Source organism: Streptomyces sp. NBC_00647, from assembly GCF_045207245.1.
Taxonomy (GTDB): domain Bacteria; phylum Actinomycetota; class Actinomycetes; order Streptomycetales; family Streptomycetaceae; genus Streptomyces.
Window position 1 is genome coordinate 1,873,616 of the sequence record NZ_CP109040.1, and the last position, 16,388, is coordinate 1,890,003.

Sequence of the window (16,388 nt, forward strand, 5' to 3'; positions counted from 1 at the left end):
TCGGGGCCGGAGCGGCCGGAACGGCGTCAGGCGCGCGGCAGCCTCAGGCGGCCTTCGAGCTGCCCGAGCAACTCGCCCAGGAGCAGGGCCAGTTCACGCTGCCGATCGCGGTCGACCCCGGACAGGACCTTCGTCTCGTAGGCGAGTTGATCGGGGAGGACGTCGTCGACCAGTTCGCGTCCCGCGTCGGTCAGCCGGACGTGCGCGACCCGGCGGTCACGCGTGTCACCGCGCCGCTCGACCAGACCGCGCTCCGTCAGCTGCTTGAGCCGCTTGGTGACGGCGGCACCCGAGGAGAAGGTCTCCCGGGCGATCTCGCTCGGGGTCAGCTCGTGCCCGGTACGGCGCAGCGTCCCGAGCACGTCGAACTCGGGGCGGGTGAGCCCGGCCCGGCGCAGCGGCGCGTCCTCCGCCTGCTGAAGGAGCGCGGCACAGCGGTTGACCCGTCCGATGACCTCCATGGGCCCGGTGTCGAGATCCGGCCGTACGGTCTCCCACTGGCGCACCACGGCCGCCACCGTGTCGGCGGGCACCGCCCGGTCCGTCGCCGGGTCGCCGTCCGCCGCGCTCCGCCCGTCCGCTGTCGTCATGCCTGTGCGCCCTCCCAGCAGTGCAGTCCCTGGCGTCGTACCGTCGCCGCGAGCGTACGGTGTCCGGCCTGCTCGGCCCGCATCACCCGCTCCTCCGGCAAGGCGCGTTGCCACCATTCGCCGGCCGCGGCGTCCGCGGCGGAGCGCAGGTCCACGACGGCGGCAGAGAGACCGCGTCGGGCGGCCTCCAGGGCGCCGGGCTCCGGGCGCTCCTCGGCCAGCAGTCCGGCGGCGTGTTCCTGGGCGCGCTCCACCTTGGAAAGCGCGCCTTCGATGCGGTCGCCGGCCCTCCGGTTGGTGACGGCGACGGCGGCGGCGAAGCCGACCAGCGCGCCCACGAGGGTGTCCAGGACCCGGGCGGTGATCAGTTCTCCTGGCTGCTGGGAGCGCGCGAACTCGGTGATCAGCAGGGCCATGGGGGTGACACAGACGCTGCCGAGCCAGTAGTTGCGGCCGATCAGCGCCTCCGCACCGAAGTTCAGGGCGAGGCAGCACAGGACGAGGGCCGCCTGGCCGACATGGGCGAGCGGGGCGAGGGCGGCGAAGGCCAGCACGCCGAGGAGGTTGCCGACCACGCGCTGGACACCCCGGCTCCAGGTCAGGGTGACGTTGGCCTGATAGAGGGAGGCGGCGGTGACCAGCGCCCAGTAGGGGCGGCCGACGCCGAGCGCGAGCGAGACGTAACCGGCGAGGGCGCAGCCGAGCGCGGTGCGCAGGGCGATGGGGGCGAGCGGGCCGAGGCGGCTGAGCAGCGACTGTTCCATGGAGACGAGAGCGGCCTCGACACCGAGCAGTTCGTCGGCGGCGTCCCCGAGGCCGTCGGGGCGCGGGACGGGTCCCGTGCCGGCCAGGTCCCGGGCCCAGCCGCGCAACCGCCCGGGGTCCGTCTCGGAGGGTGCGGCGATCGCCACCTCGGCGCGCACGACGAGCCGTTCGAGGGCGCGCCGGGCCGCGGAGCGGGCACCCGTGGACAGCAGCGACTGCCAGGCGGCGTGCGCGGCGGCGGCCGCGGCGGCGCGGGCACGGGGGTCGTCCGGCGCCCCGGCGGACACCGCCGCGGCGTTCAGCGCGTGTGCGGTGGCACGCCGCTCCGGGCCGTGCGGGCGGACGAGCCCGGGGGCCATGCCCACGATCCACGCCCAGGCGCCCGCCGTCGCGCCCAGCGCGAGATGGCCCGGCACCTGACCGAGGGTCTGCGGTACGAACAGGGACGCCGAGGAGATGAAGGCGAGAACCACGTGGCCGGGCGGGCCGATGCGGGTGGCGTCGCACAGGGCCTTCTGGGCGGCGGCCAGCAGCGCGCCGACGGTGACCAGCACGACGGCGTTCGTGGTGAGCGAGGCCGCGACCAGGGCGACGCCGAGCCCGGTGAGCATCCCGACGACGACCCAGGCGAGGGCGCGGGCCCGGGCCGCGTAGGGACGGTTGTGGGCGTAGAGCGCGCAGAGCGACCCGGCCATGGTGTACATCGCGAGGTCCAGACGGCCGAGCGCCAGCAGCGTCAGATTCGGCGGGGCGACCGCGCCGACGACGCTCAGGGCGGGCTTGAACCAGATGTCGGAGGGCCGGCCGAGGCGCAGCACACCGGCCAGCGGAAGGCGGCGTGCACGCGAGGGGACGGAAGGGGTCGCACTGCTCATACCTTTAACCTTAGCAGGTGTTTTATCTGTAAAGCATTTCGCTCACCATCACTCCCACCTGCGGTGCACTCCCGCACGCTCCCCCGTGTACACCCTTGCGCTCGTATGCGCACCGACCTCCTGGGGCATGCCCTGACCGACTGGCCGATGTCCGGCGGAGCCCGACCCGCACCGCCCACCGGCATCGCGTGTCCGACATCGTCGAACGGGGAGGTACACGGTGCACGGACCGGCTTCGCCCGGCTGGCTGCTCGTCGCACTGTGCGCGGCGACCGGGGCCTACTGCCTGCTGCGGATGCGCAGCCCGGTCGAGGAACAGCGCCGCACCGCGGGCGGCGAGGCGCTCATGGGGTTCGGCATGGCCGCGATGGCCGTACCCGCGGCCGTGGCGTCCCCGCCGCGCTGGGTCTGGCTCACCTGCGCGGTCGTCTTCGGCGTCGCCGCGCTGCGCGCGGTCCGGGCGGCCAGGAGCAGCCGGCACCACCTGCACCATCTGATGGGCGCCTTCGCGATGGTCTACATGGCGGCCGTGATGACCACCTCCCCGGCGCACCACGTCCACGGCGGCGCCGGCGTCCCCGTCCTCACCGGAGTGCTCCTGCTCTACTTCACCGGCTACGTACTCCGCTCGGGTGTCCGCCTGCTGCCCCTGGCCGTCGCGTCGGGGACAGTCGCCTCGGGCGGGGGACCGCGCGCCGTCGGCTGGGGCGACCGCCCCGAACTCTCCCAGGCCTGCCGCCTGTCGATGGGAATCTCGATGCTGGCGATGCTGGTCACGCTCTGATCCGAAGCCGTGGCGTACGTCACTTGGCGTCGCTGCCCGTATCCAGCGGCGACGCCCCGCTCATAGGCTTCGGCCCATGATGGTCCCCGCGGCACTGTTGCTGCTCGGCGCCCTGGCCGCCGTGGTCGCTCCGCGACTGCTCGCCCGGGCGGACTGGCCGGACCGGGAACCGGTGGTCGCCCTGTGGGTGTGGCAATGCGTCGTGGCGGGTGTTCTGCTGTGCTGCGCCCTGTCGATGACGCTCAGCGCGTCCGCCGCCTGGGCGGTCGTGCGCGGCCATGTCTTCGGCGGAGCACCGGCGTCGGTCGTGGACGCCTACGCGCTGAGCGCGGGAAGCCCCTGGGCCGCCACCACCGCCGTGGCGCTCGCGTGCGGCGGCGCCTGGACGGCGGCGATGCTGGCCCGCGAGATCACCCGGGCGCGGTTGCGCCGTCGGCAGCGCCGGTCCGAACTCCTGGTGCACTCCCCGTTGTTGCCCGGCGAGGAGTCCGGAGCCGATCGTCTCGTCGTCCTCGAGGGAGAGCGCCCCGACGCCTGGTGGCTGCCCGGCGCGGCTCCCCAACTGGTCATCACCACCGCCGCGTTGCGTCGCCTCAAGGGGCGCCAGCTGGACGCCGTGCTCGCCCATGAGCAGGGGCACGCTCGGGCCCGGCACGACTGGCTGTTGCACTGTTCGGCCGCGCTGGCCAACGGCTTCCCCCAGGTGCCCGTCTTCGCCGCGTTCCGCGACGAGATGCACCGACTGGTCGAACTCGCCGCCGACGATGTGGCGTCGCACCGTTTCGGCCGGCTCACGATCGCTCTGGCGCTCGTCGAACTCAACGAGGACCGGGGCGTGTTCGGCCCCTGCCCGACCCCGGGCGCGCATGTCCCGCAGCGGGTCGACCGCCTCCTCACTCCCCGGCACCGGCTCACCGCGGCCCGTCGGCTGCAACTGACGGCGGCTGCCGCGCTGGTGCCGGTGGTCCCGGTCCTGGTGGCGTTCGTGCCGGGGTTGCGAGCACTGGGCTAGCAGTTGCGGCGCCGGTGTCACCTGCGCCTCCGTGGGCGGCGCCGCGCTCCGTGGGCGGGTCGGATCCGTGCGAGGGCGGCCGCGGATGTGTGGGGCGGGCCGCCCATGAGCCTCTGTGCGGCAACGTTCGACCTCGCGCGGATCGGGTCGGCGAGGATCGTTCCATGAACTCCCCCACGCCGGGCGCCCGCGCGGCGGTGCTCACAGCGGCCGCGCTGGCCCCGGTCGTCGTCGTCCTTCTCCTGCTCGTCGCGTTCTCCTGGGACCCGCTGATCGGCCTCGACGCCGGCATCGCCCGGACCACGCACATCTGGGCGGTCGACGCCTCGGGCGTCACGCACGGCTTCCGGATCCTGACGGACTGGGTGTGGGACCCCTGGACGATGCGAGCACTGAGCGCGGGAGCCGTGGTGTGGCTGCTCTGGCGCCACTCGGCCTGGGGACCGGCCCTGTGGGTGGTGGCCACGTGTGCGCTCGGCACACTGGTCCAGCAAGGGATGAAGGCGGCGGTCGGACGCGAGCGCCCGGTCTGGCCCGACCCCGTCGACTCCGCCCACTACGCGGCCTTCCCCTCCGGCCACGCCCTGACGGTCACCGTCGCCTGCGGCCTCCTGCTGTGGCTGCTGCGCCTGTACGACGCAGGGCGCGCCCTGCGTCGTACAGCACTGGCTCTGGCCGTCATGAGCGCCGCGGGGGTCGGACTGACCCGCGTCTGGCTCGGCGTCCACTGGGTGTCCGACGTCGTGGGCGGCTGGCTCATCGGTGCCCTGATCGTCGCCCTGTCGGTGGCGGCATACGAACGGTGGGGCGACCGAGGCCGCCTTGACCGGCACCGGCCGCGCCGCGAAGGATTGCCCTCATGACGATCAAGGGCGTGCTCTTCGACTTCTCCGGAACCCTCTTCCGAGTCGAGCCCACCGAAGCATGGCTGCGCGCGGTGCTCGCGGAGACCGGTCACACGCTCCCGGAGCGGGAGTTGGCCCAGAAGGCGCGGGATCTGGAGTCGGCGGGCGCGCTCCCGGGCGGTGCCCACCCGGTCCGGCCGGTGCCGGCGCACCTCGCGGCGCCATGGGAGGTGCGCGACCGGAGCGCCGAGGAGCACAGGGCGGCGTTCACCGGCCTCTCCCGGCAGGTGCCGCTGCCCGATCCCCGTCTGCACGACGCGCTCTACGACCGCCATATGAGGCCCGCCGCCTGGAAGCCCTATCCCGACGCCGCCGAGGTGCTCGGCGCGCTCCGCGAGCGGGGCCTCGCGGTAGGGGTGGTCAGCAATATCGGCTGGGACCTGCGGCCCGTCTTCCGCGAGCACGGTCTCGACCCGTACGTCGGTACGTACGTCCTGTCGTACGAGCACGGCATCCAGAAGCCGGATCCGCGGCTCTTCGCGATCGCCTGCGCCGAACTCGGCGTCGCTCCGGCGGACGCCCTGATGGTCGGCGACGACCGGCGGGCGGACGGCGGTGCGGCGGCCCTGGGGTGCGCGGTGCACTTCGTGGACCATCTGCCGGTGGCGGATCGCCCGGACGGCCTGCGGCCGGTTCTCGACCTGGCGGACTGACACGGCGGGCCAGGGTCTCAGGAGAGGGCGGACGGCCGGCGGGCCTCGCCGGCTGCGACACCCTGGTGCGGGCGCCTCCGTCGAAGGCCTTCGCAGTCGCCGCCCGCTGGGCGCTCGGCGGCGCGCCCAGCGGCCCTCGTGACACGCGGGCCGGGAGGCTCCGGCGTCAGCCCTGATAGCCCTCGACCTGCGACGACGGACGCACCTGTGCCTCGTCCGGGTTCTCGCCGAACTCGGACTTCGCGCGCCGCTGGCGCAGCAGGTCCCAGCACTGGTCGAGATCGCGCTCCAGTTGTCCGAGCCGCGCGTGCTCCGTGGCGCCGTCGATCTGCCCGGCCGCGAGCGCGTCGCGCAGCCGCCGCTCGTCGTCCACCATCGCCGTGATCCTGGCCAGGATCTGATCTTGATCCATGTCCGTAATCCTCCTCGGGGCTCCAGCCCACTCTAAAGAGGACTCGGGGCGGCTGCGAGTGATGGAAAGCGGCCCCGGGCGACCGTCCGCGCAGCCGCGCGTCCGATCCGGGGCGATCGCCCGCACCGCCCCGGCAGGCGAGGCCGGCATACGAACGCCCACGTCAGCCCGGGAACGGCTGTTCGCGCTCCGAGATCACAACGCGCCAGGCATCTCGACGCGGAACCGCTGGCTTCCGGTCCCAAGCGACCCGGCCCGGTCAAGAGAAGACCAAGAGAGTGCAATGGGTCCCAAATGCGTTGGCCATGGCTAAGTTGGCGCCCCCGCCGCACACTTCCGAGGTCCGCAATGAAGACAGCGTTCTGGATTCTCCTCGCCAGCCTGCTCACGTACGTCACCGCCGCCGCCCTGTACAACGCGGCCCGCAGCCACGACCGGGAAACCCTCGTCGGCAACGTGCTGCTGAGCTTGTCGGTCGGCTGGTACATGGTCACGAGTTGGTGGCGCGTCCATCTCGCGACCTACCGGCGACCGTCCTACGGGGAGGCGGGCGCGGAGCGGGAGGCCGGTTCATGAGCCGGTGGCCGGCAGGCGATCGCACAGCTCCACGGCCGCGCGCTGCCGCGCGTCCGACCTGAGGCGATCCCCCGCGTCGCCCCAGGTCGGCGGCAGCCCGGACCGACCCGCGGAGGGTCTTGCTCCGGACGCGTTGAGTATAGTTGGCTGGCAGCCAGTCAACGCAGGAGTTACAGCATGTCCCCGCGAAGCGCCTCGGTCAATGAAGAGTTGCGGCGGCGTTCCCGGGAACGGTTGCTGCAGGCCGCGGTGGAGCTGGTGAGCGAGCGCGGCTACGACGCCACGACGCTCGGGGACATCGCCGATCGCGCGGGCTCGGCGCGCGGGCTCGTGTCGTACTACTTCCCCGGCAAACGACAGCTCCTGCAGTCCGCGGTGCACCGGCTGATGCACCGCACGCTGGAGGAGGCCCTCGAACGCGAGCCGCGCACCGAGGACGGCAGGGAGCGGATGGCGCGGGCCATCGACGCGATCCTGGGCCTCACCCAGGACCAGCCGGTGCTGATGCGGCAGCACATGGCCGGACTGCTCCAGGCCGAGGGGTTCGTGCAGTGCCCCGAGCAGCGGCGGCTCTCCGAGCTCCTCGGAGACACCGTCGCACGGTACGGCTCGCAGCAGGTCACGAACGACTACCCGATGCTGCGCGCACTGCTCATGGGCGCGGTGTACGCGGCGCTGGTCCCGGGGGTGCCGATGAGCGTTCCGGTGCTGCGGGCCGAGCTGTTCAAGCGGTACCGGCTGGACTGGGAGATGGGGGTGCCGCCGGACGCCGAGGCGTCCGGCGGCACCCGCGAGACGGATCTGTCCCGCTTCTTCGCGACCGAACCGGAACCGCAGGACGGTCAGTCGAAGTAGTCCGGCTGCGTCTGGACGTTGAGCTCGCGCAGGTGGACCCGCTTGGCCGGATCCGTGCGCCGGTCGCTGAGCTTCAGGACGTCGAAGCCCTTGGCGATGTCGTTCGAGTAGATGTAGCCGTTGTAGTAGTACGCCGACCAGGATCCGCCGATCTGGAGGGTGTCCGTGGACAGCGGGCCGCGCTCGAAGTAGGCGATCTCCTTGGGGTTCGCGGAGTCGGTGAAGTCCCAGACGGAGACGCCGCCCTGGTACCAGGCCTGGACCATGAGGTCCTTGCCCCTGACGGGGATCAGCGAGCCGTTGTGGGCCACACAGTTCTCGGTGTCGGCCTGGTGGCGGGGAATCTTGTAATAGCTCTTGAAGACGAGCTTGCGGTGGTCGCCCTTGCCGACGATGTCGTAGATGCCGTCGGCGCCGCGGTTGGGACCGATCGCCGCGTTGCAGGTGGCCGCACCGCCGCCGCCCAGCTCATCGGTGAACACGACCTTGTCGGCCTTCTGGTTGAAGGTCGCCGAGTGCCAGAACGCGAAGTTCACGTTGTCCTCGACCTGGTCGATGACCTTCGGGTTCTCCGGGTCCTTGATGGAGAACAGGATGCCGTCGCCCATGCAGGCGCCCGCGGCCAGGTCCTTCGACGGCAGGACCGTGATGTCGTGGCAGCCGGTGGTCTTGGAGACGCCCGGGTTGGTGGGCCCGCCCGGGTTCCCGCCGCCGTCCGGGCCCTCGCCCGGGAAGAGCACGGGGAAACTCACCACGGCAGCCTTCTCGGGGGCCTTGCGCGGGACCTTGATGACCGAGATGCCGTCGTGCGGGGGCTGGCAGTCGGGGAAGGTGGCGCTCGGCGAGTACGAGGAGACGTAGATGTAGACGTTCTTGCGCTCGGGCACCAGCGAGTGGGTGTGCGAGCCGCAGGACGTCTCGACGGCGGCGACGTACTTCGGGTTCGCCTTGTCGCTGATGTCGAAGATCTTCATGCCCTCCCACGACGACTTCTCCGTCGCGGGTTGCGAGGTGCTGGCGCAGGAGTTGTCGCTGCGCGAGGAGTCGGTCGACACGAAGAGCAGGTCTCCGGAGACGGAGATGTCGTTCTGCGAGCCGGGGCAGAGTACCTGCGCGACCGTCTTCGGAGCCTTCGGGTCGCTGATGTCGAAGATGCGGAAGCCGTCGTAGTTGCCGGCGAACGCGTACCGGCCCTGGAAGGCCAGGTCCGAATTGAGGCCGGTGAAGGCCTCCTTGGGAACGTTGGCGAGGTGCTCGATGTTGTCGGAGTGGACGACCTCGTCCGTCCCGGGTATCTCGCCGCTCGCGATCGCCGCCCTCGCCTCGGCCTCGTCGCTCTTGGAGATCTGCTGCCGCGCGGTGGGCCCGTCCCCGGGGTCGGGGGTGGCGGCCGCCGGGCCGGCCGTTAACAGCGCGGCCAGAAGTCCGGCCGCGGCTACGGCAACTCCCAGTCGTCTGTGCCGCGTTCGGGGGTTGTTCAACAGGGTCACTGTGTTCTCCCTTGTAGCCGTTCGCAGTTGAACGGTTCACGGACCCCTGAAGTATCGTCCGCACCATGGGCAGATCAACAGATGGCAACGTACCCGCAACGAACGTTTTTTGATCAGTCACGTTCGGGCAGGCGCCAGGACGGTTATCAACACTCGTGAGATGCCCGCCGATTCGTGTGCCGCAGGAGGCCGCTGTGCTCGCTGGTCATACGTCCCGTACGTCCCTGGTCACGGCGTCGCTGGTCGCCGCCGTGCTCGCGCTGGCAGGCTGCGACTCCGGCTCCGGGGCCGAGTCCGCGGAGACCGGAGGACCTTCGGTGATCGCGCCCGGCAAGCCCGGAGAAGCGGCCGAAACACTCTCCGCCAAGGACGCGGCCGAGCGGCGTGCGGACGACGACTCCCCCAATTCCGCGGACCTCGCCTACGCGCGGATGATGATCGCGCATCACACCCAGGCCCTGGAGATGACCGAACTGGCCCCGGACCGGGCGAAGTCGGGCGATGTGAAGCGGATCGCCGCGCGGATCACGGCCGCGCAGGGGCCGGAGATCACCACCATGAAGAGCTGGCTCGAGGCGCACGACGACGCCGGTACCGCCCAGGGACACGAGCACGCCGCCATGCCCGGCATGGCGACCAAGGCCCAGCTCAAGGAGTTACGGGCGGCGAAGGGGAAGACCTTCGACCGGCTCTTCCTCAAGCTGATGATCACGCATCACGACGGGGCGATCACCATGGCCACGGAGGTGAAGGCCCAGGGCAACAACATCCAGATCGAGGAGATGGCCGACGACGTGATCGCGCAGCAGACGAGCGAGATCACCAGGATGCGCGAGATGTCCTGAGGGGCCCGCCCGTCGACGGTGTCACCGGCGGGCGTGCCGGGGCGTCAGGAACCCGGCGTCACGCGCCCCCGCGATCAGCCTCAGGGACTTGCGGCGGCTGTGTCCGGTGGCGCCCATGACGGCGAGCACCGGGTCCACGCCGTCCTCCTGCGCCGCCCGGTACTCCCGCGCGACCAGCAGCCGGCCCTCGACCCCGCGCGGCCAGGCGGGCCGGGCGCGACGCGCCTGACTCTCGCGCTCCTGGTCGGGACCGGGGCCGAGGCCGCTCCCGCACGCCTCGAACAGCGGCTCCTCGATCCAGTCGGCGACCGCCGCCAGGTCGTCCAGCGAGAGGGGCGGCTCGGCGCGTACGTCCTCGATCGACAGGCCCGCGTCCGACAGCACGGCGAGCAGATCGACCCGGGCACCGTCGGTGAAGGCCAGCCGGACGTCGAACCAGGACGTGGCCCCGGCCTCGGACTCCCGCACCTCCCAGGCCGGCCGCACGGACACCGCGCCGTCCGTGCGGCAGCGGTCGGACAGATTGAGAAACGATGCTTCCAGCACATACGGAACGTAACCGCATCATCACATTCCATACGAACGGACACGCACGCAGACACCACGCACCGCACCCTGTCAGCGGAGCACCGGTGGTGCGATCCTGGAAGCACCAGCGATGTCCTGTCAGCGATCTTCCTGATCCCTCGGGTGAGGAGTTCCGCAGTGCTGCATGTCGCCGTCGTCGGCTCGGGGCCCAGTGGGGTCTACAGCGCGCAGGGTCTTGTCCAGCGGAGCGGACCGCCCGACGTCCGGGTCGACGTCCTGGACCGGTTGCCCTGCCCGTACGGCCTGGTGCGCTACGGCGTGGCACCCGACCACGAGAAGATCAAGTCGCTCCAGAACAATCTGCGGACCGTGCTGGAGGACGAGCGGGTGCGGTTCCTCGGCGGTGTCCAGGTGGGCCCGGGCGGGGTGCCGGTGGCCCGGCTGCGGGAGCTGTATCACGCGGTCGTGTACTGCGTGGGCGCCGCCACCGACCGTCATCTCGGCGTGCCCGGTGAGGACCTGCCCGGCAGCTGGTCGGCGACCGAGTTCGTGTCCTGGTACAGCGCGCATCCCGACTCGGTGGCCGACGGATTCGTGCGCGGCGCGCGCTCGGCCGTGGTCATCGGCATCGGGAACGTCGCCGTCGACGTCACCCGGATCCTGGCCCGCGGCGCACCCGAGCTGAGCCCCACCGACATGCCGCAGGCGGCGCTCGACGCACTGGCCGCGAGCGAGGTCACCGAGATCAGCATGGTCGGGCGGCGCGGACCGTCGCAGGCCCGCTTCACCACCAAGGAACTGCGCGAGCTGGGCTCCCTGCCCGAGGCCGACATCGTGGTGGACGAGGCGGAGTTGGCATTCGATCCGGCCTATCTCGATCCGTCGGGACTGCCCGCCGCGCAGCGCCGCAACGTGGAGGTGCTCCGGGGATGGGCGGCGGCCGCGCCGCTGGGCCGCCCGCGTCTGATCCGCCCGCGCTTCTTCCTGCGCCCCGTCGAACTCCTCGCCGACGGCGGGCGCGTGGGCGCGGTGCGTTTCGAGCGGACGGTGCCGGACGGAGCGGGCGGGGTGACGGGAACCGGCCGATTCGAGGACATCGAGGCCCAGTTGGTGCTGCGTTCGGTGGGCTATCGCGGGGTGCCGCTGGAGGGGCTGCCGTTCGACCCCGGCCGCGGCACGGTGCCGCAGCTGGCGGGGCGGGTCCTGCGGGACGGCGTGGTGGCGCCGGGCGAGTACGTGGCGGGCTGGATCAAGCGCGGCCCGACCGGGGTCATCGGAACCAATCGCCCGTGCGCCAAGGAGACGGTGGCCTCCCTGCTGGAGGACGCCCCCGCGCTCGTACGACGAGAGGTCGCCGAAGATCCGCTGGCGACGCTGCGGGCCGAGGGGGTACGACCGGTCGAATGGGCCGGGTGGCAGGCCATCGAGCGGGCCGAGGCGGAACTCGGAGCCGAACTGGGCCGCCGCGTCGTCAAGCTTCCCGACTGGGACGCACTGTGGACGGCGGCAGGGACGGCGGGAGCCTGACGCGGACCCAGCCACGGCCCGACGAGGGCCCGACGATGGCCCGGCGAGGACCCGGCGAGGGCCCGGCGAGGACCTGGCGAGGACCCGGCGAGGACCCGGCGAGGGCCCGGCGAGGACCCGGCGAGGACCCGGCGAGGACCCGGCGAGGACCCGGCGAGGGCCCGGCGAGGACCTGGTGAACCCGGCGAGGGCAAGGCGGGGCCGGCGTCCGGTCGACGCAAAGCTGTCGTGGCGCGGTCGGTCTCCGGCGCGTCGCGCGGGGCCGTAGCGGAGTCCGTGGCAGTTCCGTGGGCATGACACATATCGGCAACAGACCGGAAATCAACAAACTGTTTAAACCCTCTACGGTCTCGTGCTGTCCGGGCGAACACGTGTCGCGCGGACCCTTCCCCTCTCCCGCAGCCCTCTGGAGTGCCCATGGCAACCACCGCTCCCGTGCATCCCGTCGACGAGGTTCCACCTGTAAGCCGGCTGGCCGCCTTCGGACTTCAGCATGTGCTCGCGATGTACGCGGGCGCGGTGGCCGTTCCGCTGATCGTGGGCGGCGCGATGAAGCTCTCCCCCGCCGATCTGGCCTACCTGATCACCGCTGACCTGCTCGTGTGCGGAATCGCGACGCTGATCCAGTGCGTGGGCTTCTGGCGCTTCGGGGTACGACTGCCGATCATGCAGGGGTGCACCTTCGCCGCCGTCTCCCCTATGGTGCTCATCGGTACGACGGACGGCGGACTGCCCGCGATCTACGGTTCGGTGATCGTCGCGGGCCTCGCGATCGTCCTGCTCGCCCCGGTCTTCGGAAGGCTGCTGCGCTTCTTCCCGCCGCTGGTCACGGGCACGGTCATCCTGATCATCGGAGTCTCGCTGCTGCCGGTGGCCGGTAACTGGGCCGCGGGAGGCGTCGGCTCGAAGGACTTCGGGGAGCCGAAGAACCTGGCGCTCGCCGGTTTCGTCCTGGCCGTGGTGATCGGCGTACAGCGGTTCGCTCCGGCCTTCCTGAGCCGCGTCGCGGTCCTCATCGGCATCGCCGTGGGACTCGCGGTCGCGGTGCCGTTCGGATTCACGGACTTCGGCGGGGTCGGCGACGCCGACTGGGTCGGGATCAGCACGCCGTTCCACTTCGGAGCGCCGTCGTTCCACGCCTCCGCGATCGTCTCGATGCTGGTCGTGGCCCTGGTGACCATGACCGAGACGACCGGTGACTTCATCGCCGTCGGCGAGATGACCGACCGCCCGGTCGAATCGCGGGCCCTCGCGGACGGCCTGCGCGCCGACGGCCTGTCCACCGTGCTCGGCGGCGTCTTCAACACCTTCCCGTACACCGCGTTCGCGCAGAACGTGGGCCTCGTCGGCATGACCCGGGTGCGCAGCCGCTGGGTGGTCGCCGCCGCGGGCGGCATGCTCGTCGTGCTCGGCCTGCTGCCGAAGCTGGGTGCCGTGGTCGCGGCGATACCCGCGCCCGTGCTCGGCGGCGCGGGTCTCGTGATGTTCGGAACGGTCGCCGCGAGCGGTCTGCGCACGCTCGCCGAAGTGGACTTCAAGGGCAACAACAACCTGACGGTGGTGGCTGTTTCGGTCGCGATCGGCATGCTGCCGGTCGGGGTGCCGGGGGTCTACGGGAAGTTCCCGGACTCGTTCCAGACGGTGATGAACAGCGGGATCAGCGCCGGGTGCCTGACGGCGATCGCCTTGAACCTTCTGTTCAATCACCTTCCCGGCAGGGCGAGTTCGGCGGAGGCCGGAGTCGAACCCGCGCCCGAGGCCGCCCCGTCCGGCGCCTAGGCCGTCGGTCGCGTCCCGCCGATCGGTCTCCCGCCGATCGGTCTCCCGCCTGCCGGTTGTCGGCCTGCCCACCGGGGGAGGCCGACAACCGGCAACCGCCGTGCCTGCGGCGCCTCCTGATCGATCGGCGGGTCCCGCGCACCACGGGTCCGGTCGATCTGGCCGTCAGGCGGCGGTCACGCGGTGCCGGTCGGCTTCAGGAGCTCGTGAGGACGACGAGTTGCCGGGTCGCCCGGGTCATCGCGACATAGCGGTCGACCGCTCCTTCGACACCCTCGCCGAACTCCTCCGGGTCGACCAGGACGACCAGGTCGAACTCGAGCCCCTTCGACAGCTCCGGGGTCAGCGACCGGACCCGGGGCGTCGCCCGGAACGTGGGATCGCCGATGACGCAGGCGATCCCCTCGGCATGCGTGAGAAGCCAGTCGTCGAGAATCGAGTCCAGCTCCGCGGTCGATCCGTGGACGACGGGGAGGCCCGCGCTGCGGACGGACGTCGGCACGTTGGCGTCCGGCAGCGCGGCCCGGATGACCGACTCGGCCTCCGCCATGACCTCTTCCGGCGTCCGGTAGTTGATGGTCAGGGGGGCCACGTCGATCCGGTCGAGCCCGATCCGCCCGAGCCGTTCCTGCCACGACTCGGTGAAGCCGTGCCTGGCCTGGGCTCGGTCCCCGACGATGGTGAAGCTCCGGGACGGGCAGCGCAGCAGCAGCATCTGCCACTCCGCGTCGGTCAGTTCCTGAGCCTCGTCGACCACGACATGGGCGAACGGACCGGCGAGCAGGTCCGGTTCGGCGGCGGGCAGTCCGGTCTCGTCGATCAGAGTGTCCTGCAAGTCCCGTCCGCGCAGCATCGTCACGGCGCCCTCACCGTCGTCATCGGCGGCGAGCACGTTGTCGATGACGCCGGCCATGCGCTCGCGTTCGGCGGCGACGGAGGCCTCGTGCCGGCGTGTGCGCAGTGCCGCCTCCGGGTCGCCGAGCCGCTGCCGTGCCGCGTCCAGGATCGGCAGGTCGGACACCGTCCAGGCCTGGGCGTCCGCGCGCTGAAGCCGGCGAACGTCGTCGGGGCCGAGCCAGGGAGCGCACATCCGCAGGTAGGCGGGTACCGACCACAGGTCTCCGACGAGGTCGGCGGCCTCCAGAAGCGGCCACGCGCGGTCCAGGGTCCCGACCAGCTCACGGTCGTGCAGCAGCGACCTGCGGAGCAGCTCGGGCGGGACGTCACCGTCGTGCTTGTCCATCAGGATCGTGACCAGCGCCTCCCAGACCAGGTCGCGCGCCTCGTTGTGCGGGATGCCCGGCTCCGCCGCTTCGAACGCCTCGGCCCAGTCGTCGGCGCTCAGCCGGACGTCGGACCAAGGAGTCGTGACGGTCATTCCCTGGGCGGGCGGATCCTCGTAGAACCGGACGGCCTTCTCTATCGCCTTCACCATGTTCACGGACGACTTCAGACGGGCCACGTCCGGGTCGGGCTCGATCCTCGCTCCGGCTCCCTCGGCGACGAGGTCCCGCACGGTGCAGGTCTGCACGCCCTCCTCCCCGAGGCTGGGGAGGACGTCGGCGACGTAGGCCAGGTAGGGCTGGTGCGGACCGACGAACAGCACGCCGCCCCGACGGTGGCCGAGACGGGGGTCGGAGTAGAGGAGGTAGGCGGAGCGGTGCAGGGCGACGACCGTCTTGCCCGTGCCCGGACCGCCGTCGACGACGAGCGCGCCACGGGATCCCGCCCGGATGATGGCGTCCTGGTCGGACTGGATGGTGGCGAGGACGTCGCGCATCCGGGCCGACCGGTTGCCGCCCAGACTGGCAATGAAGGCGGACTGGTCGTCGAGCGCCGCGTGCTGTTCCAGCCCGTCGGCGGTGAACACTTCGTCCCAGTAGTCGCTGATCCGGCCCCGGGTCCAGCGATACCTGCGACGGCTCGTCAGGCCCATCGGGTCGGCGTGGGTCGCGGCGAAGAACGGTTCAGCCGCGGGAGAGCGCCAGTCGGTCAGCAGCCGGCGGCCGTCAGTGTCGGTGAGGCCGAGCCGTCCGATGTACACGGGCTCGGGGTCGTCCGCGCGGACGATGTGCCCCAGGCACAGGTCGAGACCGAAGCGGCGCAAGGCGCGCAGACGTGCGGTCAGCCGGTGGATCTCCGCGTCCCGCTCCATCGCCTCGCGGCCGAGTCCGCCGGGTGCCCTGCGCTCGGCGTCGAGACGGTCGGACAGTTCGGCGATCGCCTGCTCGAGGCTCTCCGCGATGGCCGCGAAGTGCCGTTCGTCAGCACCGATCAGCGTCGGGTCGGCCTTGGGATCGAGATGGTCGGGGAGGCAGAACGCGCTGGTGGTCAAGGGGTTCATGTCAGCGGCTCCGATCCGGGGTCGTGCCCGCGAAGGCAGCCGGCGCACCCACCCGCGCCTCGCCGCCGGACGGCCTCGACCGCAGCGCGATTCCCCCTTCGCCATCACCGCACGACCTGTAAACCGACAACAGCACACGCACTTGGTGAATCTCCCATTTCCGCAGGTTGTGGCCTCGGCGAGTGATTGTGCGGCATCACCCGGGCCTTGCCGCAAGCCCCCTGGTGCGCTATAAGTTGAGAGTGGCAAGGGGTGGGTGTTCCCCTTTGTCTCTGTCGCCCGCCATCGACGGGCAGGATCAACTCGTACGGCAGCCGCGCTCCGCGTACACCGGTTCTGTCGGCCCCAGCGGTCCGGTGCCGTCGACTCCGTTGGTCGCCCCCCGGTCCGCACGCACTCTCCCCCGACCGCCCGGGAACATCACCGTCGGCTGTCGTGGCCCGTCACC

The 16,388-nt window shown here is 71.6% G+C and carries 15 protein-coding genes; 9 read left to right on the forward strand and 6 right to left on the reverse strand.

Annotation, left to right across the window (positions count from 1 at the left end; all coding sequences use genetic code 11):
- Window positions 1-26: 26 nt before the first annotated feature.
- A complete protein-coding gene (locus OG788_RS08190) occupies window positions 27-590 on the reverse strand; it encodes a MarR family transcriptional regulator (protein WP_351555229.1) in 564 nt (187 codons plus the stop codon).
- On the reverse strand, window positions 587-2,230 hold the full coding sequence (locus OG788_RS08195) for an FUSC family protein (protein ID WP_406369801.1): 1,644 nt from the start codon (window positions 2,228-2,230) through the stop codon (window positions 587-589). Before OG788_RS08195 ends, OG788_RS08190 begins: the two co-directional genes overlap by 4 nt.
- A gap of 220 nt (window positions 2,231-2,450) precedes the next feature.
- On the opposite strand from OG788_RS08195, the gene OG788_RS08200 reads away from it, so the two are divergent.
- The 4 genes from OG788_RS08200 (at window position 2,451) to OG788_RS08215 (ending at window position 5,584) form a co-directional block, all read left to right on the forward strand.
- A complete protein-coding gene (locus OG788_RS08200; RefSeq protein ID WP_406369802.1) occupies window positions 2,451-3,014 on the forward strand; it encodes a DUF5134 domain-containing protein in 564 nt (187 codons plus the stop codon).
- Between the two features lie 76 nt (window positions 3,015-3,090).
- Window positions 3,091-4,026 (forward strand): M56 family metallopeptidase, encoded by a 936-nt coding sequence (locus tag OG788_RS08205; RefSeq protein ID WP_406369804.1) that lies wholly within the window; start codon window positions 3,091-3,093, stop codon window positions 4,024-4,026.
- Between the two features lie 164 nt (window positions 4,027-4,190).
- Window positions 4,191-4,889, forward strand: a complete 699-nt coding sequence (locus OG788_RS08210) for a phosphatase PAP2 family protein (RefSeq protein ID WP_406369805.1) — start codon at window positions 4,191-4,193, stop codon at window positions 4,887-4,889.
- Complete coding sequence (locus tag OG788_RS08215) at window positions 4,886-5,584, forward strand: HAD family hydrolase (protein WP_406369807.1); 699 nt, start codon at window positions 4,886-4,888, stop codon at window positions 5,582-5,584. Before OG788_RS08210 ends, OG788_RS08215 begins: the two co-directional genes overlap by 4 nt.
- Window positions 5,585-5,750: 166 nt before the next feature.
- On the opposite strand, the gene OG788_RS08220 is transcribed toward OG788_RS08215, so the two are convergent.
- On the reverse strand, window positions 5,751-5,996 hold the full coding sequence (locus tag OG788_RS08220; RefSeq protein ID WP_351555251.1) for a DUF2630 family protein: 246 nt from the start codon (window positions 5,994-5,996) through the stop codon (window positions 5,751-5,753).
- Between the two features lie 348 nt (window positions 5,997-6,344).
- Between OG788_RS08220 and OG788_RS08225 the strand changes: the two genes are divergently transcribed.
- Window positions 6,345-6,572: a hypothetical protein gene (locus OG788_RS08225; protein WP_406369809.1), complete on the forward strand. Its 228-nt coding sequence runs from the start codon at window positions 6,345-6,347 to the stop codon at window positions 6,570-6,572.
- Window positions 6,573-6,749: 177 nt separating this feature from the next.
- Complete coding sequence (locus OG788_RS08230) at window positions 6,750-7,427, forward strand: TetR/AcrR family transcriptional regulator (RefSeq protein ID WP_406369811.1); 678 nt, start codon at window positions 6,750-6,752, stop codon at window positions 7,425-7,427.
- On the opposite strand, the gene OG788_RS08235 is transcribed toward OG788_RS08230, so the two are convergent.
- Window positions 7,415-8,917, reverse strand: a complete 1,503-nt coding sequence (locus tag OG788_RS08235; RefSeq protein ID WP_406369813.1) for an LVIVD repeat-containing protein — start codon at window positions 8,915-8,917, stop codon at window positions 7,415-7,417. The genes OG788_RS08230 and OG788_RS08235 overlap by 13 nt on opposite strands.
- A gap of 194 nt (window positions 8,918-9,111) precedes the next feature.
- Between OG788_RS08235 and OG788_RS08240 the strand changes: the two genes are divergently transcribed.
- Complete coding sequence (locus OG788_RS08240; RefSeq protein ID WP_406369815.1) at window positions 9,112-9,762, forward strand: DUF305 domain-containing protein; 651 nt, start codon at window positions 9,112-9,114, stop codon at window positions 9,760-9,762.
- Between the two features lie 21 nt (window positions 9,763-9,783).
- Here OG788_RS08240 and OG788_RS08245 read toward each other — a convergent pair whose 3' ends face one another.
- Window positions 9,784-10,254, reverse strand: a complete 471-nt coding sequence (locus OG788_RS08245; RefSeq protein WP_351557466.1) for a DUF6214 family protein — start codon at window positions 10,252-10,254, stop codon at window positions 9,784-9,786.
- Window positions 10,255-10,467: 213 nt separating this feature from the next.
- On the opposite strand from OG788_RS08245, the gene OG788_RS08250 reads away from it, so the two are divergent.
- Both OG788_RS08250 and OG788_RS08255 read left to right on the forward strand, forming a co-directional pair.
- Window positions 10,468-11,817 (forward strand): FAD-dependent oxidoreductase, encoded by a 1,350-nt coding sequence (locus OG788_RS08250; RefSeq protein ID WP_406369816.1) that lies wholly within the window; start codon window positions 10,468-10,470, stop codon window positions 11,815-11,817.
- A 417-nt stretch (window positions 11,818-12,234) separates the two neighbouring features.
- On the forward strand, window positions 12,235-13,596 hold the full coding sequence (locus tag OG788_RS08255) for a nucleobase:cation symporter-2 family protein (protein WP_406369818.1): 1,362 nt from the start codon (window positions 12,235-12,237) through the stop codon (window positions 13,594-13,596).
- 196 nt (window positions 13,597-13,792) lie between these two features.
- Here OG788_RS08255 and helR read toward each other — a convergent pair whose 3' ends face one another.
- Window positions 13,793-15,940, reverse strand: coding sequence for an RNA polymerase recycling motor ATPase HelR (gene helR / locus OG788_RS08260; RefSeq protein WP_406369819.1), 2,148 nt, complete (start codon window positions 15,938-15,940; stop codon window positions 13,793-13,795).
- Between the last annotated feature and the right edge of the window lie 448 nt (window positions 15,941-16,388).

Coding starts and splice junctions, on each gene's coding strand:
- OG788_RS08205 (WP_406369804.1), top strand. CDS start 3,091: ATGATGGTCCCCGCGGCACTGTTGCTGCTCGGCGCCCTGGCCGCCGTG.
- OG788_RS08255 (WP_406369818.1), top strand. CDS start 12,235: ATGGCAACCACCGCTCCCGTGCATCCCGTCGACGAGGTTCCACCTGTA.
- OG788_RS08220 (WP_351555251.1), bottom strand. CDS start 5,996: ATGGATCAAGATCAGATCCTGGCCAGGATCACGGCGATGGTGGACGAC.
- OG788_RS08230 (WP_406369811.1), top strand. CDS start 6,750: ATGTCCCCGCGAAGCGCCTCGGTCAATGAAGAGTTGCGGCGGCGTTCC.
- OG788_RS08195 (WP_406369801.1), bottom strand. CDS start 2,230: ATGAGCAGTGCGACCCCTTCCGTCCCCTCGCGTGCACGCCGCCTTCCG.
- OG788_RS08225 (WP_406369809.1), top strand. CDS start 6,345: ATGAAGACAGCGTTCTGGATTCTCCTCGCCAGCCTGCTCACGTACGTC.
- OG788_RS08190 (WP_351555229.1), bottom strand. CDS start 590: ATGACGACAGCGGACGGGCGGAGCGCGGCGGACGGCGACCCGGCGACG.
- helR (WP_406369819.1), bottom strand. CDS start 15,940: ATGAACCCCTTGACCACCAGCGCGTTCTGCCTCCCCGACCATCTCGAT.
- OG788_RS08210 (WP_406369805.1), top strand. CDS start 4,191: ATGAACTCCCCCACGCCGGGCGCCCGCGCGGCGGTGCTCACAGCGGCC.
- OG788_RS08215 (WP_406369807.1), top strand. CDS start 4,886: ATGACGATCAAGGGCGTGCTCTTCGACTTCTCCGGAACCCTCTTCCGA.